Source organism: Sphingorhabdus sp. (assembly GCF_041737645.1).
GTDB lineage: Bacteria > Pseudomonadota > Alphaproteobacteria > Sphingomonadales > Sphingomonadaceae > Sphingorhabdus_B.
In genome coordinates this window covers 1-24,752 of record NZ_JBGSRI010000012.1, presented here as the reverse complement: position 1 = coordinate 24,752, position 24,752 = coordinate 1, and the positions used below count along the sequence as shown (strand labels likewise).

Below are 24,752 nucleotides of genomic sequence, written 5' to 3'. Positions count from 1 at the left end.
TTCCTTGAATAAGAAATTGGTTTTGATTGCCGCTGCTGCGGCGATGCTTTCAATATCCGCTGGTATATTTGTACCGGCTGCACATGCACAGTTTTCAGACAGCTATAATTTTCTGAAAGCCGTCAAAGAACGCAAAGGCGACGAGGCTGAGAAGTTTCTTTCCGAACCCGGAACGGTTATCGTCAATACCCGCGATAGCACCACCGGCGAAACCGCATTGCATATTGTAATCCAGCGCCGGGATTCAACTTGGTTGAGCTATTTGCTACAAAAAGGCGGGAACCCCGGCCTTGCCGACAAAAAAGGTACTACCCCGTTGATGTTGGCGACGCAGCTTGGCTATGTTGAAGGCATCGAGACATTATTGGGAAAAAAGGCACAGGTCGACCAAACCAACCGATCCGGTGAAACTGCATTGATATTGGCAGTGCAATTGAGGAATATCGAGGCGGTACGCACGTTGTTAAAAGCTGGCGCTAATCCTGACAAGAAAGACAGCCGTGCGGGATATTCGGCACGCGAATATGCCCAACAAGACGGGCGCGCATCGGCGATATTTTCCATGATTGAAAACCACAGCAAAGCCGATCCTTCTAAGAAACCGGCAGAGCTCGATTTTTCGGGCATTGGGGACAGTAAATAAGGTTTAGCCAAGCATGAACTTCATAGCGACGCCGTTCATGCAGTAACGCTTGCCGGTTGGCTTTGGCCCGTCATCGAACACATGACCCAGATGTCCACCGCAGCGAGCACAATGCACTTCGGTGCGGGGTAGTCCGATTTTATAGTCGGTCTTTGTGCCGACCCCGCCTGCCAATGGTTGCCAGAAACTCGGCCATCCGGTGCCGCTGTCATATTTGGTTGTGGATGAGAACAGCCGTTGACTACAGGCTGCACACACAAAGGTTCCCTTGCGCTTTTCCTTGTTCAGCGGGCTGGTATAAGGCGTCTCGGTATCTTCCTGCCGCAACACGCGATAGGCTGCAGGTGGCAAACGCTTTTTCCATTCGGCGTCACTGTAGGTCACGGCATAACGTGTTTTGGCGGTGACGCCGGTGCCGCAGCCGAACATGAAAGCTGCAACCCCGACACTGCTTAAGGAGAGAAACTGGCGCTTATTCATCTGCATGGCGATATCCTTAATCTGAATTCAGATATATATACGCGCCAGTAGACCAAAAGGTTTCAATAGGTCGACAATTCAACCATCATCTTGCGATACCCGTGCACAAAGCATCCCGCGACGCGCTCGGGTTCGCCTAACACATTGGGCCGCAACCGCCGCTTTGCCATTTCTTCGAGAAGTATGCGGATTTGCAGTTCGGCAAGCCGCGCCCCGACGCACCGATGGATACCATAGCCAAAGGCCAAATGCCGCCGCGCATTTTCGCGGTCCACAACCAACTTGTCGGGATTATCGAACACCGTTTCATCGCGGTTGGCGGACAGATACCACATGCCGATCTTGTCCCCGGCCTTGATCGGCGCACCGAACAGGTCGTGGTCGCGCATTGCCGTGCGCCGCATATGTGCCAAAGGCGTCTGCCAACGGATGATTTCGCTGACTGCATTGGGAATGAATTGCGGGTTTTGCTCCAGCTTTTCCCGCTCGTCCTGAAACGAATGCAGGCCATAAGCATAGCCGGACATCGAATTGCGGGTGGTGTCATTACCGCCCACGATTAACAGGATCAAATTGCCCATATATTCGAATTGGTTCATGTCCTTCATCGGTGAATGGATCATACGGCTTATAAGATCAGGTGCCTCACCCCGGTTTTTACGTTCTTCCCAAAGGCCTTGGAAATAGGCCCCCATTTCGAACATTTTTTCCAGCCTGGCCTTGCGGGTTTCTTCGGTACGGAACAGTTCGACATCACCGGCCCAGTCCGACCATTCGGTCAATTTGCGACGGTCCTGCCACGGAAAATCGAACAGCAAAGCCAGCATTTGGGTTGTCAGTTCAATCGAAACCAGATCGACCCAATCAATAGGCTTGCCAATTGGTAATGAATCAAGCAACTCGCCCGTGCGTTGGCGAATGTCGAGCGACATTCGCTCCATTTCCCCCGGCGTGAATGCAGGCGCTATAACCCGCCGTTCTTCGGTATGTTTGGGCCGGTCCATCGCAATGAACATCGGCATGACGATTTTCTGGTCTTCAGGAATGGGATCATCCAGCGATTCTTCATCAACCAGTGTAATGCCGCCATGTTCAAAGGATGAAGAATAAATGTCCGGCAAAGCTTCAACATGCTGAATGGCTTTTAGCGTTGTAACGTTCCAGTAACTGCCAAAACCACTGCCTTCGATTTTGTTGATCGGTGCTTTCTCCCGCATTTCCTTGAATATCGGATGCCAGCGATCTTCAGTATAAATTTCGGGAAGGGTTACATCCCAACGATGCGGAGCCTTGTTTATTTCCCATGGAAGCGAATCGTTTTCAAAGACGGGTGCAGTGGCCATTTTATAAATTCCTCTCGCCGAAGAAACTGCCACTACTTACAAATATGTCAATCCCGTTTCGATACGCAACTTATCGTAAGATCGGCACCTTTCAACCGCCCACCCCAATCAGTCCGAACAATTTACGTTTGCCGCCATCCTTTATGCGGCCGGCATTGCCCGATTTCATGACATTACGCTTGAATAGCCACACGCCGAGGCGAAGCAGAAGGATCGCGAAGAATAACTGGCCCACAATCGCCACGCCATGATGCCAAAGCGTCGGTTCCAGCGCGGCGCGGCCTATCATGGCGAAGGGCGAGCTGAACGGGAAAATCGCGGCGAATTGCTCCACGGGTTGGCTTGTTTTAGTCAAAGCATAGGATGCGAAAAAGAAATTGATGAGCTGCGCCATCGTGACAGGCATCGATATGGTCTGCACCTCGCGCACTGTTGCGGCCATTGCGCCAATCCCCAAAAACAGCGCGCCAAGCATGAGATACGCCATGATGAAATAGGTGAAGCACAGAGTGATGAAAACGGGCCATCCCACCGCTGGTGTCGGGAAATTGGGCAGCCCTTGCGTGACCTGCATGCCAATTCCCCCGATTGTCGTCCACACCAATATGCCCAACAGCGCCATCCCCAGCATCGCGAATAATTTGCCCAAAAACACCGATTCCATCGGTATTGAGGCTGCCAGGATTTCGATAATCTTGTTCGATTTCTCTTCAACCAGATTGGACAGCACCATACCGGCCAGCAACATTGTCAGGAAGAATACGAGGATCTGGCCACCCTGCGCGGTTACCGTCCGTAATTGCTTGTCGCTATTGGCGGTTTCGGCAACGATATCGGCTTCGGCCTCTGTCAATTTGACAGCGCCGGGATTTAGCGCGTGAGCGGCCAGCAATTCGATCCCTGCACTTTCGCGCTTGACCGAAGCTTTGGTGCCGGTGACAACCGGTTTAGCGAGCGTTCCGGTCACAACGACGCTTAGATTATCCTCTTTTTTCTTGAGATAATCTTTCGGATTTTTACCTTTATCCTGCGCTGCATCGCCAACAATCTTGATCTTGGTAAAATAATTTTCGCCCATGTTAGCCGACAAGGTTTCGCGCGCCTCGGTCATTTTCCGTGAATCAGATTGCGTCATGGCAAGTCCGACCACAGGTTGCGCGGCTTCGCGGGCAATCTGGCCGCCAAGGCTGCCAGCGGCGATTCCAACGAGGACCGGAAAGAATGGCCCAAGAAGAAAGAAGATAAAGGCTTTGGAATAAATGATCGCGGTGAAGTCGCGGCGGGCGATCACAAAAGCGGCGCGGAGTATCTCTTTCACAATGTTTCTCCTGCCACGGGTTCGTCCATTTCGGCGGCGACCGATTCGCCGGCAATCGCAACAAACGCGTCATGCAGCCCGGGCCGTTCGATCGACAGTGATTTGATGCCCGCTTTGCCCTCGACCAAGGCGGTCAGCAATGGTTCGACGCCAGTTTCGGGCAATGTAAAATGCCACCAATGCCCCTCTGCCCGAGTGTCCGCAGGAAGGGCAGCACGCCATGCACCGTCCAGCGTTTCTGTTTCCAGATGCACTTGCGGACGCAGCCGGTCGCGAGCTTCGGATACCAGCCCGTCGAAACTGATCTTGCCTCTGGCAATGATGGCAATGCGTTCACACAGACGTTCAGCGTGTGCGATGACATGGGTCGAAAAAATGATCGTCACGCCTTTTTTCGATTGTGCCCGGATCATGTGTTCAAGCTTGGCCTGGTTCAGGGCATCCAGGCCTGAAAAAGGTTCATCCAAAACGATCAGCTTGGGATCATGCACAATCGTACCCATTAATTGCACGGTTTGCGCCATGCCTTTGGAAAGCTGCCTTATCTGTCGGTCGGCAGCGTACCCTAGCCCTGCTTCTTCCAATAAAGCACGGCCTTTTTCCTTGCCTTCCTTTAGCGATAGGCCACGCAGCGCGCCCATGAATGCAATGGTATCGACAGCACGCATCGATTGGTAAAGGCCGCGCTCTTCCGGTAAATAGCCAACATTGCGTGATTGGGTGATTGGCCTGTCGGACCCAAGCAGGGTCCGCACGCCGGCATCCGGGTCGATAATACCCAGTAAGGTACGTAGCATCGTTGTTTTGCCTGCGCCATTGGGCCCCAATATGCCATAAATGCTACCCACCGGAACTTTCAAATCCACGCCATCAACGGCACGAAATCCGTCGAATTGCTTGACAAGTCCATGTGCCTCGATTGCATACATATTGGTAACGCGCCCCGGATAAGATTGAGGTGCTGAATAGGGTTGGCGTGTGAAAAGACACAAGACAAATTTGGTTAACGCGTTGAAAGCCCAAGCCGCAGGTGAAGGTTTTGTCGCAATTGGCATCGCGCCCGGCCATTTGGCACCGGCGGCTGGCGCACGATTGCGCCAATGGCTTGCCGATGGATGCCACGGCGAAATGCTCTGGATGGAGAGCCGCGTCGATCAAAGGGCCAGCCCTGATGTGCTTTGGCCAGAGGTAAAGTCGGTTATCATGCTCGGCATGAGCTATGCCCCCGCTGCTGATCCTATGGCTCTTGCCGGTCAGAATGATTGCGCGCGCATTTCGGTCTATGCCCAGGGGCGTGACTATCATGACGTTGTGAAAGGCGCGCTAAAGCGGCTTGCGGGCTGGATCGCGCATCAGGCTGATGTCGGGGTAAAAGTGTTTGTCGACACCGCACCTGTTATGGAAAAGGCACTCGCCGAAGCTGCAGGACTGGGCTGGCAAGGAAAGCACAGCAATGTCGTCAGTCGCACACATGGGAGCTGGCTTTTTCTGGGCGCGATTTACACTACCGCCGAAATCGAACCTGATGTGGCGGCCAAGGACAATTGCGGTTCATGTCGTGCGTGTCAGGATATCTGTCCGACGGACGCCTTTCCAGCGCCCTATAAAGTCGATGCACGGCGGTGCATTTCTTATCTGACTATCGAACATAAAGGACCAATTGACGCCGCTTTACGCCCCTTGATTGGCAATCACATTTATGGCTGTGACGATTGTCTGGCGGTGTGCCCGTGGAATAAATTTGCCAGTTCCGCCGCCGCAAACAAGGCATTTTTGCCAAGGGCAGAACTGGTGGCACCGAAACTGGCTGATTTGTTGACACTTGATGATGCCGCATTCCGGGTGCTGTTTTCGGGGTCGCCGATCAAGCGAATTGGCCGCAATCGCTTTGTGCGGAACGTGCTGATTGCGGCGGGCAATAGCAGGGATGTTTCTTTGTTACCGGCTGTGATGCGCTTGCTGGATGACGCGGATGATGTGGTAAGGGGCAGTGCGATTTGGACGCTGCGGCAGTTATCGCCGGAAGGTTTCGCTGGTTTGAAACTACGCTTGGCAAGTCAGGAAGAAAGCCATTCCGTGCGCGCAGAATGGGAGGCGTAACAGCCCCTGTTTCCGGCTCTACCTTCGGATCAGCGCTTCGATGCAGGCCGCGCGGTCAACCTCGGCACCGTCGCTGCGCCGGGCGTCAATATGGGTCACTATTTCCGTCCCGCCTTTTCCGTCCGGATAGAAAAAAGCGTCCAGCACGCAGGCCTTGCCAATGAATTGCAATTTGCGGCCATAGACCTCGATTATATCGAGGCGTGGTTCGCCAAATAATCGCTTCAGCGTTTCGACATCCTTGCCCATCACCAAGTCCAGCCCGCGCTTTTCAAGTACCGGCCGCTCAGCATGAATTTGGGCAGACGTACCGAACGCCAACGCAACACACCATAAAATGCCTCGCCTAAAATTCACAGCTTTGCGACCCCCGAATGCACAATGTGCACGGCCATTGCCGTAATTAAGACGGGCACGAACAGATTGAGCACCGGCACCAGCATTCCCGCCGTGCCTAAAAGGCCAAGCAAAAGGCGAGGCAGCTTGCGGATCGCGCCATGTGCGGCCCCATGCCGGGCGATCAGCATATCCTCCAGATCGCGGCCAAGCAGCAAGGCATTGACCAGCATGAAAGCAATGGCAGTGCCAACGCCGGTAAAGAGCAGCAAAACATAAACTGGCAGGGCCAGCAAATTATAAGCAATAACGCGAATGACGGAGCGGATCGCCATTTTAACTCCGGTCGCAAGTCCCGGCCTTTTGCCTATATCTGCAAATTGCGGGTAATAATGGTCTTCAACGGCGTCAATGATATCGTCGGCAAAGACCCAGGTGACGGCGATAGCGACAATGCGAAAAAGCAGGACGGCCGCCAAAAGCGATAGAGCTATCGACAAAAGCGCCGACCATGTTCCGTCATCCGTCAAATTGAGCCAACCGAACAAAGCTGCCATACCGAACCAAAGGCCAACACCCAACACAATGAAAATGCCGATACTAAGAGCGATAACTTTAGCCAGAAGGCGGGCGACGCGGGTGTCCGACAGGCTCTGGAATGACAACATAAGTGCTTGGATCATGGCGACACTCTAAAGCGCTTGCCCGGAATGTCCAATCCCACTAGGGCGCGCCGGACCGTAAACAGGATTAAATATGAAAGACATTCGCTTTGACGTACTCGCAATTGGTAATGCTATTGTGGATATTATCGCCGAAACGGACGATGCGTTCATCACCGAACAGAGCCTGACCAAAGGCAGCATGCAGCTAATTGACGAAGTTCGCGCAAAGTCGCTTTATGACCATATGGGCCCCGCGCGTGAAATCAGTGGCGGGTCAGCCGCCAACACTTTGGCCGGTCTGGCACGACTGGGACACAAGACCGCGTTTATCGGGCAGGTGGCAAACGATCAGTTGGGCGATGTTTTCGCGCACGACATTCGCGCCGGTGGTATCCATTTCGACATACCCGCGCGTGATGGTCCGCCAGCGACCGCCTGTTGCTACATCTTGGTCACGCCTGACGCGCAGCGGACCATGAATACATTTTTAGGCGCGTCGCAATATTTGCCTGCGCGGTTGATCGATAAAGATCTGATCGAAAGCGCGGCGATCCTGTATCTTGAAGGTTATTTGTGGGACCCCGAAGAGCCCCGCGCCGCGATGCGGACCGCGATTGATGTGGCGCGTGCCGCCGGTCGGAAAGTGGCGCTGACTTTATCGGATGCCTTTGTCATTTCGCGCCACGGCCCTGATTTTCTGGCCGAGATGGAAGCCGGGCGCATCGACATTCTGTTTGCGAACGAAGTCGAAATTTGCGCGCTGCATGGCAGTGAGGATTTTGAAGATTCGGTTTCGGCTATATCTGCTAAGGTGCCATTGCTGGTTTGCACACGCGGTGAACATGGGGCAATTGCCGTGGAAAATGGTGTGCGCACCACAGTGTCGGCGGAACCGGTCACGCAACTTGTCGACACTACTGGCGCAGGCGACTTGTTCGCTGCCGGTGTCTTTGCAGGAATTGCACAAGGTCAGCCAATGGCGAAATGCCTGACGATGGGGGCTGTGTGCGCGGCTGAAATCATCTCGCATTATGGTGCACGGCCCGAAGCCGATATTGCGGAGTTGGTTCGTCAACGATTGGGTTAATCCGCTTGTTTGCGGAACAACACCCTGTCTTCGGGACCGAAACCCCAGCGCCAGATGATCCAGCCATAAAGCCCCAATATTGCAGGTATTCCCAGCGCTAGCTCCACCCATTCGAAACGAGCGGGCACACTGACGATGATGATGCCCATTCCGGCTGCACTGATAACTGCAAAGATCAAAGTGCTGCGCCAGATGCTGATGCCGTGCCCTAGCAAGCGGCTCAGCAAACGGGATTTGATGATCGAGCCGATACCAAGGGAAATCATAAGGCCACAGGCCACCGCAGCTGCCTGATAAAGCCCGACATAAGACGGCTTAACGGGCAAATAAGGGATCATTAAAATAAGGCCGACGCTAACCAGCGCCTGAACCGATAACATGGCGATGGAGATAAGCAGATTGCGGTGGCGGGCCATATAGACAAGTGCAGATTCGCTGACCACAGCAGCGGCTGCGGCTACTTCGGCCGCTAACAAGAAAGCCAAAGCACCTGTTCCGCCCACAAATTCCGGCCCGACCAGTCCCATCACTGCCTCCCCTGGAATGCCAAGCGCGAGCGCGATACCGGCCTGAGCGGCGATAATCCAGAAGCCCACTTGGCCAATTTGACGGGCAATTTCGGCGTAGTTTTTTGATTTCAGATTGCGGGTGATGACAGGGCTTAAAATTGGGTCAAAACTGGTTTTCAACTTTTGCGGCAGGCTGGCGACCTGTTGTGCCACATAATATATTCCGACGACGGCAGGGGAAGCGAATAGGCCTAATATTGCAAGATCAAGCCGTCTGCTTCCCCATTCGGCAGCATCTGCGGCGGCGAGGGGGAGGTTGCGGCGGGCAATGACATAAGAACGCGATAGATTCGGCACCCAGCCCCTGGCGACTCCATAGCTGCGCCACAAGGGCCAGAGCGCGAAGAGCAATGCGGCAACTAACGATACCACATATGCAATGATCAAGCCGTCACGCGCGGAATAAAAATATAGAGCGCCTGCCGCGATGCTGATTGTCCATGGCTCTATTATGGCTCGGGCGCGCACTGTTGAAAGGATGTCAAAACGATAGGCCAGCGCCGCCAGCGCAACATCGGTTGCAACTATAGCAAAGATGACAAGCGGTAAAAAACGGTCAAGACCGTTAATGGAGCTGTTGGGGAACATGATCTGCGGAACGGCAATTAAAAATACCGCGCCAAGGGCCGAGGCAACCATAGCCGAAAACATTGCGTCCGCCACAAGATTGGCGTGTGGCCGGTCACCTTGCGACAACAATTCCGCCAAACCGCGTCTTAGGCCTAACGTTGCCAGTTGCGCTACGAATTCGACGATTAAAATGGCATAAGCAAATCTGCCCAGTGCCTCTGGCCCATAAAGACGGCCTGCAATAAGCAGGAACGGAATTCTGGCGGCAAGCCGCAACAAAAAGCCGAGTACATTAGTCCGCCCGCCTTTCGCAAGCGCCTGAATGTCATCCTCGTCGGTCCGGACTGCGTTCAAAATTTCATCCCTGTTGAACATACGCTAGCGTAAATGCCAACGCGTTACCAGCTTTCGGCCTTCAGGGGACGGGTAAGCAGCGCGGATGTGACTTCGCCGACCGTGGCCTTGCCCTCAAGCAATGCACAGACTGCAGCGACAATGGGCATGTCGACGCCTAGCTCTTGGGCTGATTTAAGCAGAACAGGGGCAGTATAGGCACCTTCTGCAACGGTGCGGCGGTTGGCAAGCAGATCCATTGCCGATTTCCCCTGACCTAACCCGCGACCTAACGAGAAATTACGCGAATTTTCCGAGCTACAGGTTAGCACCAAATCGCCTAAGCCCGATAGACCGGCCAACGTATCGGGGCGCGCTCCTCGGGCAAGTCCATAACGCTGGATCTCGGCAAAGCCGCGCGCAATGAGCGAGGCGCGGGCGTTTTGGCCTAGGCCTGCACCGTCCACAACGCCACAACCTATGGCGAGGACATTTTTAACTGCCCCGCCGATTTCTGCTCCGGTGACATCATCTGACCAATAAGGCCGGAAATGCGGCGTTGCGATCAACCGCACAAGGACCGCACCCAGCCCCTGATTGGCGGTTGCAAGCGTTATGGCTGTAGGCTTTCCTGCCGCCACTTCATGGGCAAAAGTCGGTCCAGACAGTACCGCTATTGCATTATCCGGGCGCAGTTCGGCGACAATGTCCGACATCAACATTTGCGTGCCCGCCTCGATTCCCTTCGCACACAGCAACAAAGGCGCGTCAGTCGCTGGCAGTGCTGCAATGGTCGCACGGACATGTTGGGCAGGTGTAACGATCAGCAGCGCGCCGCAGGTACCCATTGCCGCAAGGTCGCTTGTTGCCTGAATATTAAGCGGGAGTTTCAAGCCCTTCAGAAATACACTGTTCTCCCGCGTTTCGTTGATCGCAGTGACGACATCCTCTTCGCGGGCCCAGATCAGGACCTGCGGATGGATTTGTGCCATTACCGATGCCAGCGCGGTTCCCCATGCACCACCGCCTATTATGCCTATCGGGTATTTAGGATCGTTCATGCCTTTACTCCTGCACCCCGCGCAGGGGCCGCGTCGGGGTCGAGTGGCCAGCGTGGCCGTGCCACAAAATCCAATCCGTCGGTTAAGCCAGCGGCAAAACGTTCCGCGCCTGCCCACGCAATCATCGCGCCATTATCGGTACATAACCATAATGGAGGCGCGACAAAGCGCATCGCTCTTGCTGCGGCAAATTCGGATAGCATATCGCGTATCGCAATATTCGCAGCAACGCCGCCAGCCACAACCAAAGCAGGCAGGGGATCGATACGGTCGACCGAATATTGCAGCCTGTCGCGGAGACATTCGACAACCGCCTGTTGAAAAGATGCCGCAATATCGTCGACCTTATATTGCCCCGATTGAAAAGCCCGCAGAACCGCGCTTTTCAATCCAGCAAAGGAAAAATGGGGTTCATCGGCACCTTTGAGAGGCCTTGGCAGTGGAACCGCCGCTGAGTTTCCATTGGTTGCGGCACGTTCGACGGCGGGGCCGCCCGGAAAACCGAGTCCCAAAATCTTGGCTGTTTTGTCGAACGCTTCGCCCACCGCGTCATCAATGGTGGTAGCCAACCGGTTGTAGTCACCGACGCCGTTAACGCGCAGCAACTGGCAATGGCCGCCAGAAACCAACAACAGCAGATACGGGAAATTCAAGTCAGGATCGACCAGACGCGGCGACAGCGCATGACCCTCCAGATGGTTGACCGCAATGAGCGGCTTGCCAGCGGCCATGGCCAAAGCCTTTGCGGTAACCAGCCCCACCATTACACCGCCGATAAGGCCGGGACCTGCCGTCGCGGCGATTGCGTCGACGTCGTCCAAGGTCATCCCGGCATCGGCAAGCGCGGCCTGCACCAATGGAGTCATCAGTTCGGCATGGGCGCGCGCGGCGATCTCGGGAACAACGCCGCCAAAGGCGCGGTGATGATCCTCCTGTCCGGCAAGTGCATGGGCCAATATCGTGCGATCCGAACGCACAATTGCAGCTGCGGTTTCGTCGCAGCTAGATTCAAGACCCAGAATAATTGCCATTGCCCTTTCCCATAGGTGCCTACCTCGTTATGAACAAGCGGCATGACCGTCACTGAATATACACCAGACAGCCCTTTGCGTATCGGAACGCGCCGCTCGCCTCTCGCTTTGGCCCAAGCCGAAATGGCCGCGTCGGCGATACGAAAAGCTTATGACTTGGCTGAAAATGCGGTGGTGCTGGTCCCGATGCTGTCGACCGGCGACAAGATTCAGGACCGGCCACTTGCAGAAATTGGGGGCAAAGCGCTGTGGACCAAAGAACTGGAACGCGCACTGATCGACGATGATATCGACATCGCGGTCCATTCGATGAAAGATGTCGAAACGGTCCGGTCGCCCTTATTTACCCTGTCGGCAATGCTGCCCCGGGCCGATGTGCACGACCGTTTGATTGGTGCTTCAACATTGGACGATCTGCCGCTTAACGCAAAGATTGGAACCTCAAGTCCCCGCAGGGCGGCGCAGTTAAAGGCTTTGCGGCCCGATTTGGTCATGTCACCGATCCGTGGCAATGTTGCCACGCGAATGGCTCAGGTCGAGGCAGGAGAGTTTGACGCAACGCTTTTGGCGGCGGCTGGTCTTGATCGCCTCGGACAAAGCGATGTGGGAACAAGCCTGGCGCTTGAAACCATGCTTCCGGCTTCTGCCCAGGGCGCTATCGGTATTGATCACTTGGCCACGCGCGAAGATTTGGCAGCGTTTTTGCAGGCTGTGAATGACCGGGCGACCTTCGTTGCCGTTTCCGCCGAGCGCGCATTTTTGGCGGCGTTGAGCGGCAACTGCCATTCGCCTGTAGCTGCATATGCGCTATGTCATAGTGACAGTATATATTTGCGCGGTGAAATATTGTTGGAAGACGGCAGCGAGCGGCAATGCGGATCGATCGAGTTTGCCTTGGATGATATAAATGGTCCGGCAACATTGGCGGCGCAGTTGCTGGAAAAATCCAGCGACAGCTTGCGTCAATTATTCACCCAGTGAAATTGCTGATTATCCGCCCTCAACCGGGCGCTGATGCAACCGCTGATCGTGTTCGTGCCTCTGGTCATGAACCGCTACTTATGCCGTTATTCGCCGCCGAGCCGGTGGATTGGGAAATTCCGGGCGAAATTGAATATGACGGCCTTCTAATCACAAGCGCAAACGCAATCCGTCATGCCGGGGATAAACACGCGGCGCTCGAACATTTGCCGGTTTTTGCGGTCGGACAGAATAGCGCCGACGTCGCCCGTTCTTTCGGGTTTCAAATAGAGTATACCGGCATCAATGGCGTCGATCAGCTTTTGGCTGATATTGAAGCGCGCAATTTGCTTTGGCTTGCAGGCGAAGACCGCACGGAATTTCAAAAACCTGATGATATGGAGATCAGCTGCCGCATCGTATACCGAAGTGCTGCGTTGCCAAACCCGCAGTATTTTTCCGAAATGTTGTTAAGCGCTGACCATGTTCTGCTACATTCGGCGCGGGCAGCGCGTCATTTTGCAGATTTGGTTTCGCAACAAGCTATTAAAAAAGATGCTATTTCGATTGCGGCGCTTTCTGAAAAAATCGCACTGGCGGCGGGTTCGGGTTGGGCCAAAGTGTTTGTTGCTTCAATGCCATCGGACGACGCACTCTTGTCTCTGCTTTAAAGGCGCTTTACAAAAAGGGCGCTTAATCCCTAACTGATGGTTGGGACGAAGGGGATTGAATGACCGATTTTGCGACGAATGCCGCACCCGCGCGTGGCGGGATGAAGATGAAACATATACTTGCCTTGCTGTTTTTTGCATTCGCAGGTGGGGCAGGTGTCAGTTGGTGGCTGGCCGATGAATATGGCTGGTTCGAAAAAGGCGAAAAGCGGATTACCGCGCCTGCACCGGCAAGCAAGATGCGGGATGCGACCGCAGTGCAGTTGACTGCGCCACCCGCCATTTCTTCGATCGATTCTGCGATTGCAGCTGGAAATACTGCGCGTGCAGAAGGACTTCTGGTCGCATTTGCAGCACGAAGAGCGATCGATAGCGGTGCGCCGTTGGGCTATTTGATTGACCAGTTGCGGTTGCGTTTCGGGACGAGCCAGCCCGATGCCGTCATCACAATCATGGAGGCCGCACAGACACCGGTTACCTTGCAATCCCTGCAATCTGAACTTTCCGCTATCGAAAATCTCTTGCTAACGGGAATGCGGGATGAAACAATTTGGGCGACGATCCAGCGCGAGTTTTCCGAATTATTTGTATTACGTAAGTCCGAATCGCTGTCGCCGGCGCCTACGCAAAGGTTGTTGCGCGCCCACGCACTGGTAGAATCTGGAAATTTGAGCGGCGCGATATTGGAAATTTCGTCAATGCCCGGCGGGTCTTCGGTCGAGGCGCAAGCCTGGCTGGCACGGGCTAAAACCTATGCCGAAACGCGTAAAGCTCTGGATATACTGGAAAGAAGCGCGCTTGCAGCACCCCCAATCCCCGTACCCGCTTTTCCCGCGACCGCTCCTTCGGTAATGGACGTCCCGACGCAAAGCGTGATGCCAGAATAAGTTTCGTCATAAATTTCGTCATAAATCTTTCATAAATCTACGACGGCCATATAAGGGAGCATGGCTTCCCGATTCTCAGACATTTCGTTCAACCGCCCGATGGGTCACGCACGTAATAGTGCCGGACCGGTCGCGCCCGCTTTGCAATTATTGGCACGTGAAGCCTTGTCCTTTGCCTATATGCGTACCAGCGCAGCTTTTGCCTCGACTGTAGATCTGGATGTGGTCGGGAATGGACGGCCGGTTATGATCGTTCCGGGCTTTATGGCCTCCGACCAGACAACTTCACGCCTACGCCGTTCGCTGCAGGATGCCGGATTTGCCGCACATGGCTGGGGCTTGGGTCGCAATAAGGGCATAAAGGCCGATATTTTCGAACGGCTCGACAAACGCGTGGCGGAACTCGACATAGATAAGCCGCTGACGCTTGTGGGCTGGAGTTTGGGCGGGTTGATCGCGCGCGAATACGCCAAAGTTTCCCGCCACAATGTTGCAAAAGTTGTAACATTAGGCAGCCCTTTTTCAGGTGATCCCCGGGCTAATAACGCATGGCGGCTCTATGAATTTGTTGCCGGTTACAAAGTGGATAACCCACCGCTCGACGTAACTTTATCTGAAAAGCCGCCAGTTCCCACTTGTGCCTTTTGGTCGCAAAACGACGGCGTGGTCGCTCCGGGGTCGGCTTGTGGCCAAAGTCACGAGTCAGATCACCAGATCGAGCTCGACTGCACGCATATGGCATTTGTTTCCGGCGTGGATGCTATACGGGCAATCGCGCGATCTCTGATATAGCTCCTTTCCTTTAAGCGGTACCCGAGCCACCTAATTTATCTCTAAATGGCACGATAATTGCTTTGCTGTGAGAACATATCTTTTCACAGGAGCTTTTCATGTTTCACCTCTTGCTGCTTGTCGCCGCTTCCTCTTCTACGTTTGAAGATCTGAACAGGCTGGATGACCGTATCACAGCAGTGTCACCCGACGCAGAGCAGGTCGACAAACGGTTGAAGCTTGCAGCGTGTCCGGAAAGCCCGATTATAGCTCCGCCTGCGGGCGGTTCGGTCATTGTGCGATGCCCCGCCCTTGGCTGGCGTCTTCGGGTTCCGGTGAATACCACCGCACAAAAGGCGGAAACGGCAGAGATTGTGATCCGCAAAGGTGAAATGGTCGAATGTGTTTCAGGTGGTCGCGGTTTTGCCGTTTCTACGACTATGATCGCGTTGGAGGATGCTGCAGTGGGACAGGCTGTGCGTGTCAAATCCTCGACAAATGCCGGGCCGTCATCGACCATGACCGCCGTCGCAACGGCACGCGGACAGGCTTCGTTCTGATCCGGATTAATCTATTGCTAAACTTTATGGCGTGATCGCCGTTTCTGATTCCATACAGGCTGTCGGTTTCCTGACGGCCCAAATGGAAAGGAACAGAAAAATGGTGGATTCCGTACAGTTCGGACCGGCCAGACTGGCTCCGGGTCTTCGTGCATCGGGTGCTGTAGACGCCGTGCCGAAGCGTGAAAATAATTTGAAGCCCGCCGCGCCGCAAAGCTTGAGCCTTGCATCTGCGCTCGCGCAAAAGGGGCCTCCTTTTGACGCCGAAAAGGTTGCGACTCTAAGAGCCGCCCTTGCTAGCGGAGCATATCAGGTCGATCTTGGTGCGGTTGCCGAAGGCATCATACGCTTTGGCGGGCAGGACCTTGGATGAGTGTGATGATGGATGCGGTTCTTCAACAACAGGCTGAATTGATAGCGGCGCTCGATATGCAAGACGCTGACGCAATAATGGCGGCCAGCAGCGCGCTGTCCACGGCCATTGAAAAGCTGCGTTTGCAAAAGCAAGTGCCCGCGCAAAGCCAGTTGTCGCATGGCCTGAAACAGGCAGAGGCGGCGCGTATCCGGGTCAAATATCTGACGGCGTGGAACCGACAGAAAATTGACCGCTTGGCCGAATGTCGCGGTCTTGCATCGTCTGCTATTTATGTAATGCCCCAGAAACGCGCATAAAAGCGTAAGTTTCACAAAACTGGCACGGGCATTGCAATTCATCCGGCATGACCAACCGGACCAGGATATGACCAGACCTATAAACGACACAGCGTCACCGCAACGCGTGGCGGCGGCGATTGCACAGGCATCCGCGCGCACAGGCGTGGATTTCGACTATTTGATGGATCAGGCGCGGATCGAGAGCGGAATGCGCCCAAATGCGCGCGCCAGCACCTCGAGTGCGACTGGGCTCTATCAATTCACCAAACAGACATGGCTGGGTACCGTTAAAGAACATGGTGCATCGCATGGGCTTGAATGGGCGGCCAGCGCGATATCCAAAAATTCTGACGGGACATTTTCCGTTGCAGATGGTGACGCGCGTTCCGCCATTCTTGATTTGCGGAACAATCCCGAAGCGGCCGCCTCCATGGCCGCCGAATTTGCAGCTGATAATGGCCAATATTTGCAATCCCGGACCGGCAGCAGTCCGGAACCCGTCGATCTCTACCTCGCACATTTTTTGGGCGCGGAAGGCGCGGCAAAATTTCTTGACGCGCATCGGGACGACCCTGAACAAAGTGCCGCACCGTTATTTGCCGAAGCTGCGCGGGCAAACCGATCCATATTCTACCGTGGCGATGGTTCTGCACGAAGCCTGTCCGAGATACGCCAGAATTTCGCATCAAAACTGGGCAATTCGCCCAGCGGCTTTCCAATGATGAGCGCCAATCGCCAAAAAAGTGCGATTGCGACCACGCAGAACCGGACCCCGCTAGAAATGGCGACGATGGAGCCAATGCCGAAAAAACTCGACCTCAACTTCGCCCGTAACGCCTATCGCCGCCTGTCGGGTGCTTCGACATGATCGGGCGGATCAACTTTTCGATCTGGCTCAATACGATAAAGGGCGGCGCTTTGCCGGTGGCAGTGCTGCTGCTCGTCATGTTGATGATTGTGCCGGTCCCTGCGCTGTTGCTCGACGTGGGGTTCATCCTCAATATCATGATTAGCCTTGCTGTCCTGATGGTCGCGATGAATGTCGCAAAGCCGCTGGATTTTTCTGCATTCCCGACGGTTTTGCTTTTGGCGACATTATTCCGGTTGGCGCTAAATGTTGCCTCGACCCGCGTGGTTCTGGTCGATGGCCATACCGGCACGGCGGCCGCGGGCCATGTCATTGAAGCTTTCGGCGCATTGCTGATCGGCGGCGATTACATTGTCGGCCTATTAGTCTTTGCCGTTCTTTTGATTATCAACATGGTCGTGATCACCAAGGGTGCGGGCCGCGTTTCCGAAGTGTCGGCGCGCTTTACCCTTGATGCACTGCCGGGCAAGCAAATGGCCATCGACGCCGATTTGAACGCCGGGCTTGTAACGCCGGACGAAGCCAAAGCGCGGCGTCAGGAAGTTGCAACCGAAGCCGACTTTTACGGGTCGATGGACGGTGCTTCCAAATTTGTAAAAGGCGACGCGATTGCAGGCCTGCTGATCCTGTTCGTCAATATCTTTGGCGGATTGCTGCTCGGCGTTGTCAGCCATGACCTCAGCTTTGGCGATGCGGCGGAAATCTATATCAAACTGGCCATTGGTGACGCTTTGGTGGCGCAGGTACCCGCGTTGCTGTTGTCTATTGCTGCTGCTGCGATTGTTACCCGCGTGTCTTCGCCGCTGGATTTGTCAGGACAGATTTCCACACAGTTCGGCCATGCCAGGGCGTGGGGGCCGGTGGCGGGTACTTTGACCTTGCTGGGGATGGTTCCGGCGATGCCGCAACTCGTTGTCCTTCCGGCAGCCGCTCTCGCCGGTGGTATTTGGTGGCTGCTCAGGCGCGCAGAAAAATTACCGCCCCGGCCGGCCGAGACAATTCCGGACGCGACACCCGGCCACATTATCGAATGGCATGAAATCGCGGAGACCGCTCCGATTACGCTGGAACTGGGCTATTCACTGGTCAGCCTTGTCGATGAACGCAAGGGTGCACCATTGATGGGCCGGGTAACCGCAATTCGCCGCCAGCTATCGCGTGAATTCGGCTTTGTTGTCCCGATGGTGAAGGTCTCCGATGATCTTTCCCTGCCGGGTAATGCCTATCAGATCCGGATATCCGGGGTATTGGTCGGCGAAGATAGTGCATGGGCAAATGAACTGCTCGCGCTTGATTCCGGTGATTGCCTTGAAGGTGTCACGGGCCGGGCGGTCAAAGACCCCAGCTTTGGCTTGGACGCGCTTTGGATATCAGAACGTGACCGGATCGATGCGGTTGCGGCTGGATATACGGTCGTCGATCCAGCTACCGTAATTGCCACCCATCTCAACCAATTGGCCACCGCGTCAGCGGCTGAATTGTTTGGCATGGATGACGCACAAGCGCTGATCGACAATCTTAAAGAGAGCTATCCGCAACTCGCCGCCGGACTGACCCCTGCGCCTTATGCATTGGCCGCGATCACAGCATTGTGCCGGGCTTTGTTGGTTGAGCGCGTCCCACTGCGCGATTTCCGCCGTGTGGCCGAAGCGATGGTCGACCTCGCCCCCCGCAATCTCGACGCTGCCGATCTGGTCGAGGCTGTGCGCCAGCGTCTGGGCGCGCTGATCGTGCAGACCATTGTTCCGGTGAAAATGCCGTTACCGGCTATTACCTTTGAGGGTGAACTGGAAAGCCTGCTCGTCCAGTCCGTGCAAAGTGCGCCTTCGGCAAACTGGCCGTTCGAACCCGCGCTTGCCCGCCGGATTATCACTGCTGTCGATGATGCGGTCCAACCTATGCTGGTCGCCGCCCGCAGCTTTGCTGTCATCACATCGCCTCTATGCCGCGCCGCTGTTGCCCGGTTGTTGCGGGCGCAGTTCAGCGATGTCGCGGTGCTGTCTTTCCTCGAAATACCCGAAACCAAAAAAGTCGAAGTGATCGCCGTCGTCGGCGGAACACCGCGCTTGGCCGATGCCAATCACTATAAAGGAGACCATGATGCTGAATGAAGCACGCGCGGCTTATGCCCGCCCGGACGCAACAAGCCCGGCGCGCCTGATCGAAACGCATAGCACGCTTGTCCGCCGCGTTGCATGGCATGTGCATAGCCGTATGTCGACCGCCATCGAAGTGGAAGACCTGATCCAGATCGGTTTTATCGCGCTGGTCGAAGCCGCCCAGCATTTTGAAGATCGCGGCATCGCTTTTGCCCCTTATGCCTCAACCCGCATACGCGGTGCTATGGTCGATGCGTTGCGCCGCGACGCGCGCATGGGCCGTGCGGGGATGGCAAACCGCCGATATCTGGCCAGCATCCGCGCGAAATTGGAACAGGAATATATGCGCCCACCCAGCGATGCTGAAATGGCCGATGCAGCAGGCCTTGAACCGCAGGCCTATTATGCGATGACGGCATCGACACAGGCCGTGGCGCAGGATTCCATCGACGAAAGCTATTCCGACCATGATATGTGGTTTGCCGACCTGGCGGACAGCGCCGACACCGCGCTTGAAAAGGCCCAGTTGCGCGAAACATTGGTGGCCAATCTCGCCAAGCTGACCGAGCGGGAGGCTACAATTTTGCAGCTCTATTTTGTCGAGGAACTGAATCTGGATGAAATCGGGGAAACACTTGGCGTCGGAGCCGCGCGCGTGTGCCAGATTAAAAAGGCGGCACTCGACAAGATGCGCGACTTGATGATGGATTAGGGTCCTGACCCTTGCCCTCGACCCTAAACCGCCAAAGAAACCTCAACTTCATCCCCTGCGACCAACCCCTCTGATTTTCGGACAGCAGCTTTTACCGGCAATAACCACCCGCCACTGCCCTTGTCGGGAAAAATGGATGTGTCCCATGACGTATCGCCGATACAGGCCCGCACCTTCATAGCGCCCCAGCCGCGCCGTCGTCCGCTTTCGAGCCGCCGCATAAATGCCAACGCATGAATGGCTTCGGCAGCCTCGCCATCAATCGTCAAAAAATGCCAGCTTGCGGGGGCCTTGTCGCTGTTCCAAAGCCAAAGCTGGGCGGTAACCGCATAGCTTTCGGTCACCATAATCCTCCTTCGTTATTTCGAAAGTTTCCGCCTGACCGGAACGGGAATGTTACAGATATCTGCACCGCCTGCTGGGGATATGAAAAATGGATCGCGCCGGTTGGCGCGGGCATCGGCATAGGCGGCGAAACTTGCGCTTTCGGTCGAAAGATATTCGAAGGCCGCAACATCTTGCGCTTCGTGCCCTAGCCTTACCGAAAGGATAGGCACCCGCTCTTCGTCCTTTTCGTAAAAACCCAGCGCGCCCGTCCCGCGCGGCAGGCTGGACATATGTTCCATGCCTTCAATGATCCGTCCGACCAGCGCAATATTGCGGTCCAGATGTCGCGGGGCATGGCCAATGACGGTATAGAGTTCCGCGCCCGTCCCGGTGTCGGGCGACAGGTTACGGCCAACGCCAACCATGCCGTAGCAGTGCGTTGGCCAGATGTGGCTTGCGTCCTGTCCTATTGGCCACCCCCAAAGTGGTTGGCTAAGGCCATATTCGCCTTTTTGCTTCGGTGCGGTACTTTTCATCGTTTTTGCGGTCCACCCGCCGGTTGGCTGCTTTTTGCTGACCGAATAGTCGCTCTCCGGCACAACAGCCAACCCATCGGGCAACGCTTTTTTCTCGGTCGGGTCACCCCATTGCGTCACATAATTGTCCTGAACGCGAACAATCGCCGTGCCATCCCACCATTTGGCGGCGGCAAGCTTGCGGATATTGCCGACCCAACCCTGACTGAATGGAGCAGTCATCAACTGTATGACCACGCGGCGCGGTTTGCCTGCGGTATCCGGTGCAAGGTCCATGACCAAAAGGTCGGCTGGCGCAATCGAAACCCATTCCCGCGCACTTGCTGCAGCGATAATCTCGCCCGGTGCGGGGTAGGTTTTCACCTCTTGGGCGAAAGCGGGAATGGTCGCGCAAAGGGCGGCAACTGCGGTCAATTTCGAAAATCTTTTCATGGAACGGCTTATGGCAAATCACAGTGCCTTGCGAAAGCGTAAAGGAGCCGCTAGGGGCGTCGCTTCCCCAAAAGGGATGCGGAGACGTGGCCGAGTGGTCGAAGGCGCTCGCCTGGAAAGTGAGTATACGTCAAAAGCGTATCGAGGGTTCGAATCCCTCCGTCTCCGCCACCTAGTCAAGTATTTGCTATATAACAATAAAATGTTGAAAAAGTGGCGCGAATTTGCGCCATTTTGCGGTCAAAAGTCATCTTCGGAGACCCGTGCTTGTGGGCATGGACGGGGCGTAAGCACCCAGCGTCTCTGATGCACTTGGAGGCCGTTGAGTTTGGTGAATGAACAAAATTTGCCAATGTTCAAACTCAACTACGGCTGCTTGAATTTGCCTGATGAGTTGAGCAGCGAGTCAGAAGGCAACGTTCGGTTTAGTTTCAGAATCAATCGGGAGCACAAAATGATAAACGGCCGGCTCCTAATGTCATAATTGGACAGTATGCCGTCATTTAATGACAAAACACCATCGAGAGTTCGAATCCCTCCATCTCCGCCAGCAAGTCAAGCACTTGTAATATAACGATAAATTACTCAAGAATCGGCGCGAATTTGCGCCATTTCGGGTGGTAAACTCATTTTAGAGACGGGCGTTTCGAGATGCAAGACCGGCGTTTGCGCTCCGCGTCTCTGCTGCTCTTTGTAGCGGTTGAGTTTGGTGATCGTGCAGAATTTGCTGATAGTGAAAGTCAACTGCCGTTGGAGCGAAATTGTCTGCTTTATTTAGATAAGAGTCAGCCGACAACCGTCGGTTCAGATTCCACATATATTGGAATCACATAATGACGACCCGGGTGAATGATGATTTCTATCTCAGTAGCGATCATTCAGCTTTGAAGTGCCACATGCAACGCGGCATTTGTCACGTACTTAGCTTCATCTCCGAGTAGCCGGCGTTCTGCCTCCAATCGCTTCATGTTGTATTCGTAATCGTATATGAAACGCTCATTTCCGTTCCGATCATGGATTCCGATGACACCGTACCACAACATTAGGCTAAATGCCTTTTCAGCTTCTTCAGCGTTCATACCATCGTGGATGAAACGAGAGAGAAATTGGCTCTCTTCCATTATTTTCTCTACGCCAACTAGAGAATATAACAATTCAGCCGACAAACCAGATACGTCTCTAATCTCGTATCCAAAATCATCGACCAAATATAATGAATGCTGGCGAACTGCATCAATACAATCCGTCTCGTCCACCTTCGCATGACCCCGATTCACCGCATTCGATATGGCATTTTCGATTATGTTGATGAGAAAGCGAGGTCTCATTAAGCAATGATCAACAAAAAATTCAAAAGAGTCCTTGTTATCAACATTTCGAACAAAGAATGTCTGCCAGACTTTGTCGAAACTCTCGCCTTTGGACTTCGACGACGCCTGCAACCTTCGAAAAATAACTTGCTTCAGTTTGGCACGATCGGTCCAGTCAATTCTTACCTGACCCGCTTTTCCGCGATCTGGGGTTTTATCGACGAGCATCTCGTAAATATCATTTCTCAAGAATACTACCGACATGAAATCACGCGATGCGGCAGAGAAATCTCGCTTAATTTTGTCAAGCGTTTCAATCAACAATCGTACTAAACGCACATCAAATTCGTGGACGCCATTTGTAGGCCAGCCCTTGTCGATGTTATCGAACAGTAACACGAAATGATCATTCCCAGTTGTGTTCTCAAGCAGAAATTTCTTGAGTTGCGTGATACCACCGCGAAAAATTACATTAGTTAGGAAGTCCGCGGATATTTTCTGACGATGCCCTTTAGCAGCTTCAATTTCTTGAAGTATAAAGCTTCCCAGGCGGTTAATACGAGTTGTAAAATCTCCCGTTTGATCAACGTTAAATTCTTCCAGCCAGCGGTCTGCTTCCTGCAGTCGTCCAAGAGCCCGGGAGTCAAATTTCGACTGGAAATCGAAGTTATGCCTCATTGTTAAGAGAATTTCAGAGAGCACTACGAAATACCAAAACGCTGCAAGCGTATGGTCGTAAGCTCCAACTTCAACAATTTTCAACAGCTCTTCGCGAAACTGACTCAGCTGGTGCGATTCGGGCTTTAGGTCGGTGATAATTGCCGACTTATCGGTTCTAAAGGCATCTCGTACCTGAAAGAAGATTGCTGTTTTTCCGGAGCCTTTCCTTCCAGCTACAACATTCACTTCACCTCTGTTCCCCGTCAGCACCAATGGCACAGATTTGATGTTGTGATTTAAGGAGTGTTTTGGTCTCATCGGAGTGACGAAGGAACGAAGATGAGACCAAAACACTCTGGCCAACCTAAGGCCTCTGCCGAGCGTGTCGTAAAGGATATTCGCCGTGCAACCCGGCGGCATTTTTCTGCTGAAGACAAGATCAGGATCGTGCTGGAAGGCCTGCGCGGGGAAGACAGTATCGCCGAGCTGTGCCGCAAGGAAGGCATTGCGCAGAGCCTGTATTACACCTGGTCCAAGGAGTTCATGGAAGCTGGCAAGCGCAGGCTTGCGGGTGATACTGCCCGCGCGGCCACCAGCGGCGATGTGCAGGAACTACGCCGTGAGGCACGTGCCTTAAAGGAGTGCGTTGCGGATCTGACCCTTGAGAACCGCCTGCTCAAAAAAAGCATGATCGCGGATGGGGGCGACGACGAATGAGGTATCCCGCATCTGAAAAGCTCGAGATCATCCGCATCGTCGAGCAGTCGCATCTGCCTGCCAAGCTCACCCTTGACAAGCTGGGCATCGCCCGGCGAACCTTCTATCGCTGGTATGACCGCTATCTCGAAGGCGGGCCGGAGGCGCTGGCTGATCGGCCATCCGCACCAAGCCGCGTGTGGAACCGCATCCCCGACGCCATCCATGACCAGATCATTGAACGGGCGCTGGATCAGTCCGCGCTGCCACCCCGGGAGCGGGCGGTACGGTTTACCGACGCGCGGCGTTACTTCGTGTCGGAAGCTACGGTTTACAGGCTTCTGAAGGCCCATGACCTGATCACCAGTCCGGCCTATGTTGTGGTGAAGGCAGCCAACGAGTTCCACACCAAGACTACCCGTCCCAACGAGATGTGGCAGACAGACTTTACCTACTTCAAGATCATTGGCTGGGGATGGATGTACCTATCCACGGTGCTCGACGACTTCTCGCGCTATATCATCGCCTGGAGGCTGTGCAGCAATATGCGCGCCGAGGATGTCACCGATACGCTCGACATGGCCTTGGCAGCGTCGGGCTGCGATCATGCTACTGTTCAGCACAAGCCCCGGCTGCTCAGCGACAATGGTCCCAGCTACATCGCAGGCGAACTGGCTGAGTATATCGAGGCACAGAAGATGAGCCATGTGCGTGGTGCCCCGATGCATCCGCAAACCCAGGGCAAGATCGAACGCTGGCACCAGACACTCAAAAACCGCATCCTGCTGGAAAACTACTTCCTGCCCGGCGACCTTGAGCAGCAGATCGAAGCGTTCGTCGAGCATTACAACCACCAGCGCTACCACGAGAGCCTGAACAACGTCACGCCCGCCGATGCCTACTTCGGCAGGGCACAAACCATCATCCAACAACGCGAAAGGATCAAACGACAGACTATCGAATATCGGCGCTTGCAACACCGCAAGCTCGCCGCTTAATATCAACCCAACTGATGAGGCCAACGCTCCGCTAATTTACGCAGCCATCAGCGCCAAATGTTCTGACGACGGACA

26 protein-coding genes and 1 tRNA gene are annotated in these 24,752 nt (G+C 54.5%); 15 read left to right on the top strand and 12 right to left on the bottom strand.

Features of this window, described 5'->3' with window-relative positions; translation table 11 throughout:
* Positions 1-4: 4 nt before the first annotated feature.
* Positions 5-643 carry an ankyrin repeat domain-containing protein gene (locus ACEW72_RS01745; RefSeq protein ID WP_373474659.1) on the top strand — a complete coding sequence of 213 codons (639 nt, stop codon included), beginning with the start codon at positions 5-7 and terminating at the stop codon, positions 641-643.
* A 3-nt stretch (positions 644-646) separates the two neighbouring features.
* Here ACEW72_RS01745 and msrB read toward each other — a convergent pair whose 3' ends face one another.
* From msrB to ACEW72_RS01725, 4 genes are all read right to left on the bottom strand, one after another.
* Positions 647-1,129: a peptide-methionine (R)-S-oxide reductase MsrB gene (msrB, locus tag ACEW72_RS01740; protein ID WP_373474658.1), complete on the bottom strand. Its 483-nt coding sequence runs from the start codon at positions 1,127-1,129 to the stop codon at positions 647-649.
* A 56-nt stretch (positions 1,130-1,185) separates the two neighbouring features.
* The gene (locus tag ACEW72_RS01735) at positions 1,186-2,466 is read right to left on the bottom strand and encodes a cytochrome P450 (RefSeq protein WP_373474657.1); all 1,281 of its coding nucleotides are present in this window, start codon (positions 2,464-2,466) and stop codon (positions 1,186-1,188) included.
* Between the two features lie 91 nt (positions 2,467-2,557).
* Positions 2,558-3,784, bottom strand: coding sequence for an ABC transporter permease (locus ACEW72_RS01730; protein WP_373474656.1), 1,227 nt, complete (start codon positions 3,782-3,784; stop codon positions 2,558-2,560).
* Positions 3,781-4,713 (bottom strand): ABC transporter ATP-binding protein, encoded by a 933-nt coding sequence (locus ACEW72_RS01725; protein WP_373474655.1) that lies wholly within the window; start codon positions 4,711-4,713, stop codon positions 3,781-3,783. The genes ACEW72_RS01730 and ACEW72_RS01725 overlap by 4 nt, the downstream gene beginning before the upstream one ends.
* Positions 4,714-4,762: 49 nt before the next feature.
* Between ACEW72_RS01725 and queG the strand changes: the two genes are divergently transcribed.
* Entirely contained in the window at positions 4,763-5,884 is a 1,122-nt protein-coding gene (gene queG / locus ACEW72_RS01720; protein ID WP_373474654.1) for a tRNA epoxyqueuosine(34) reductase QueG, read from the top strand.
* An 18-nt stretch (positions 5,885-5,902) separates the two neighbouring features.
* Here queG and ACEW72_RS01715 read toward each other — a convergent pair whose 3' ends face one another.
* Both ACEW72_RS01715 and ACEW72_RS01710 read right to left on the bottom strand, forming a co-directional pair.
* Positions 5,903-6,241 carry a hypothetical protein gene (locus ACEW72_RS01715; protein ID WP_373474653.1) on the bottom strand — a complete coding sequence of 113 codons (339 nt, stop codon included), beginning with the start codon at positions 6,239-6,241 and terminating at the stop codon, positions 5,903-5,905.
* Entirely contained in the window at positions 6,238-6,903 is a 666-nt protein-coding gene (locus ACEW72_RS01710) for an EI24 domain-containing protein (protein ID WP_373474652.1), read from the bottom strand. The genes ACEW72_RS01715 and ACEW72_RS01710 overlap by 4 nt, the downstream gene beginning before the upstream one ends.
* Before the next feature lie 73 nt (positions 6,904-6,976).
* On the opposite strand from ACEW72_RS01710, the gene ACEW72_RS01705 reads away from it, so the two are divergent.
* Complete coding sequence (locus tag ACEW72_RS01705) at positions 6,977-7,972, top strand: adenosine kinase (RefSeq protein ID WP_373474651.1); 996 nt, start codon at positions 6,977-6,979, stop codon at positions 7,970-7,972.
* Here the strand turns inward: ACEW72_RS01705 and ACEW72_RS01700 are convergent.
* The 3 genes from ACEW72_RS01700 to tsaD are packed head-to-tail and all read right to left on the bottom strand — an operon-like array spanning position 7,969 to position 11,536.
* Positions 7,969-9,465 (bottom strand): lipopolysaccharide biosynthesis protein, encoded by a 1,497-nt coding sequence (locus ACEW72_RS01700; protein WP_373474650.1) that lies wholly within the window; start codon positions 9,463-9,465, stop codon positions 7,969-7,971. The genes ACEW72_RS01705 and ACEW72_RS01700 overlap by 4 nt on opposite strands.
* A 44-nt stretch (positions 9,466-9,509) precedes the next feature.
* On the bottom strand, positions 9,510-10,505 hold the full coding sequence (locus ACEW72_RS01695; protein WP_373474649.1) for an NAD(P)H-dependent glycerol-3-phosphate dehydrogenase: 996 nt from the start codon (positions 10,503-10,505) through the stop codon (positions 9,510-9,512).
* Entirely contained in the window at positions 10,502-11,536 is a 1,035-nt protein-coding gene (tsaD, locus tag ACEW72_RS01690; protein WP_373474648.1) for a tRNA (adenosine(37)-N6)-threonylcarbamoyltransferase complex transferase subunit TsaD, read from the bottom strand. Before tsaD ends, ACEW72_RS01695 begins: the two co-directional genes overlap by 4 nt.
* Positions 11,537-11,578: 42 nt before the next feature.
* Here tsaD and hemC point away from each other — a divergent pair, with 42 nt between their 5' ends.
* From hemC to ACEW72_RS01640, 10 genes are all read left to right on the top strand, one after another.
* Positions 11,579-12,517 (top strand): hydroxymethylbilane synthase, encoded by a 939-nt coding sequence (gene hemC, locus ACEW72_RS01685; protein ID WP_373474647.1) that lies wholly within the window; start codon positions 11,579-11,581, stop codon positions 12,515-12,517.
* A complete protein-coding gene (locus ACEW72_RS01680) occupies positions 12,514-13,167 on the top strand; it encodes a uroporphyrinogen-III synthase (protein WP_373474646.1) in 654 nt (217 codons plus the stop codon). Before hemC ends, ACEW72_RS01680 begins: the two co-directional genes overlap by 4 nt.
* A gap of 59 nt (positions 13,168-13,226) precedes the next feature.
* Entirely contained in the window at positions 13,227-14,054 is an 828-nt protein-coding gene (locus tag ACEW72_RS01675; protein ID WP_373474645.1) for a hypothetical protein, read from the top strand.
* Between the two features lie 60 nt (positions 14,055-14,114).
* The gene (locus ACEW72_RS01670; protein WP_373474644.1) at positions 14,115-14,846 is read left to right on the top strand and encodes an esterase/lipase family protein; all 732 of its coding nucleotides are present in this window, start codon (positions 14,115-14,117) and stop codon (positions 14,844-14,846) included.
* A 98-nt stretch (positions 14,847-14,944) separates the two neighbouring features.
* Positions 14,945-15,385, top strand: coding sequence for a flagella basal body P-ring formation protein FlgA (locus ACEW72_RS01665; RefSeq protein ID WP_373474643.1), 441 nt, complete (start codon positions 14,945-14,947; stop codon positions 15,383-15,385).
* 100 nt (positions 15,386-15,485) lie between these two features.
* Complete coding sequence (gene flgM, locus ACEW72_RS01660; RefSeq protein ID WP_373474642.1) at positions 15,486-15,758, top strand: flagellar biosynthesis anti-sigma factor FlgM; 273 nt, start codon at positions 15,486-15,488, stop codon at positions 15,756-15,758.
* Positions 15,755-16,057: a hypothetical protein gene (locus ACEW72_RS01655; RefSeq protein WP_373474641.1), complete on the top strand. Its 303-nt coding sequence runs from the start codon at positions 15,755-15,757 to the stop codon at positions 16,055-16,057. The genes flgM and ACEW72_RS01655 overlap by 4 nt, the downstream gene beginning before the upstream one ends.
* A gap of 67 nt (positions 16,058-16,124) precedes the next feature.
* The gene (locus ACEW72_RS01650) at positions 16,125-16,907 is read left to right on the top strand and encodes a transglycosylase SLT domain-containing protein (protein ID WP_373474640.1); all 783 of its coding nucleotides are present in this window, start codon (positions 16,125-16,127) and stop codon (positions 16,905-16,907) included.
* On the top strand, positions 16,904-19,018 hold the full coding sequence (flhA, locus tag ACEW72_RS01645; protein ID WP_373474639.1) for a flagellar biosynthesis protein FlhA: 2,115 nt from the start codon (positions 16,904-16,906) through the stop codon (positions 19,016-19,018). Before ACEW72_RS01650 ends, flhA begins: the two co-directional genes overlap by 4 nt.
* On the top strand, positions 19,005-19,718 hold the full coding sequence (locus tag ACEW72_RS01640) for a sigma-70 family RNA polymerase sigma factor (RefSeq protein WP_373474638.1): 714 nt from the start codon (positions 19,005-19,007) through the stop codon (positions 19,716-19,718). The genes flhA and ACEW72_RS01640 overlap by 14 nt, the downstream gene beginning before the upstream one ends.
* A gap of 23 nt (positions 19,719-19,741) precedes the next feature.
* Here ACEW72_RS01640 and ACEW72_RS01635 read toward each other — a convergent pair whose 3' ends face one another.
* Together ACEW72_RS01635 and ACEW72_RS01630 are read right to left on the bottom strand one after the other, a co-directional pair.
* Positions 19,742-20,065: a DUF1905 domain-containing protein gene (locus ACEW72_RS01635; RefSeq protein ID WP_373474637.1), complete on the bottom strand. Its 324-nt coding sequence runs from the start codon at positions 20,063-20,065 to the stop codon at positions 19,742-19,744.
* A 12-nt stretch (positions 20,066-20,077) separates the two neighbouring features.
* Positions 20,078-21,013 (bottom strand): peptidylprolyl isomerase, encoded by a 936-nt coding sequence (locus tag ACEW72_RS01630; protein WP_373474636.1) that lies wholly within the window; start codon positions 21,011-21,013, stop codon positions 20,078-20,080.
* Between the two features lie 80 nt (positions 21,014-21,093).
* On the opposite strand from ACEW72_RS01630, the gene ACEW72_RS01625 reads away from it, so the two are divergent.
* Positions 21,094-21,184: transfer RNA gene (locus ACEW72_RS01625), tRNA-Ser, on the top strand.
* A 707-nt stretch (positions 21,185-21,891) separates the two neighbouring features.
* On the opposite strand, the gene ACEW72_RS01620 is transcribed toward ACEW72_RS01625, so the two are convergent.
* Positions 21,892-23,301 carry a P-loop ATPase, Sll1717 family gene (locus ACEW72_RS01620; protein WP_373474635.1) on the bottom strand — a complete coding sequence of 470 codons (1,410 nt, stop codon included), beginning with the start codon at positions 23,299-23,301 and terminating at the stop codon, positions 21,892-21,894.
* 21 nt (positions 23,302-23,322) lie between these two features.
* Here ACEW72_RS01620 and ACEW72_RS01615 point away from each other — a divergent pair.
* Positions 23,323-24,677, top strand: a protein-coding gene (locus tag ACEW72_RS01615) for an IS3 family transposase (protein WP_373474634.1) whose coding sequence is annotated in 2 segments (ribosomal slippage) — positions 23,323-23,662 and positions 23,662-24,677 — 1,356 coding nt in all. Because the reading frame shifts where the segments join, the coding sequence is not laid out codon by codon here.
* The last annotated feature ends 75 nt before the right edge of the window (positions 24,678-24,752 follow it).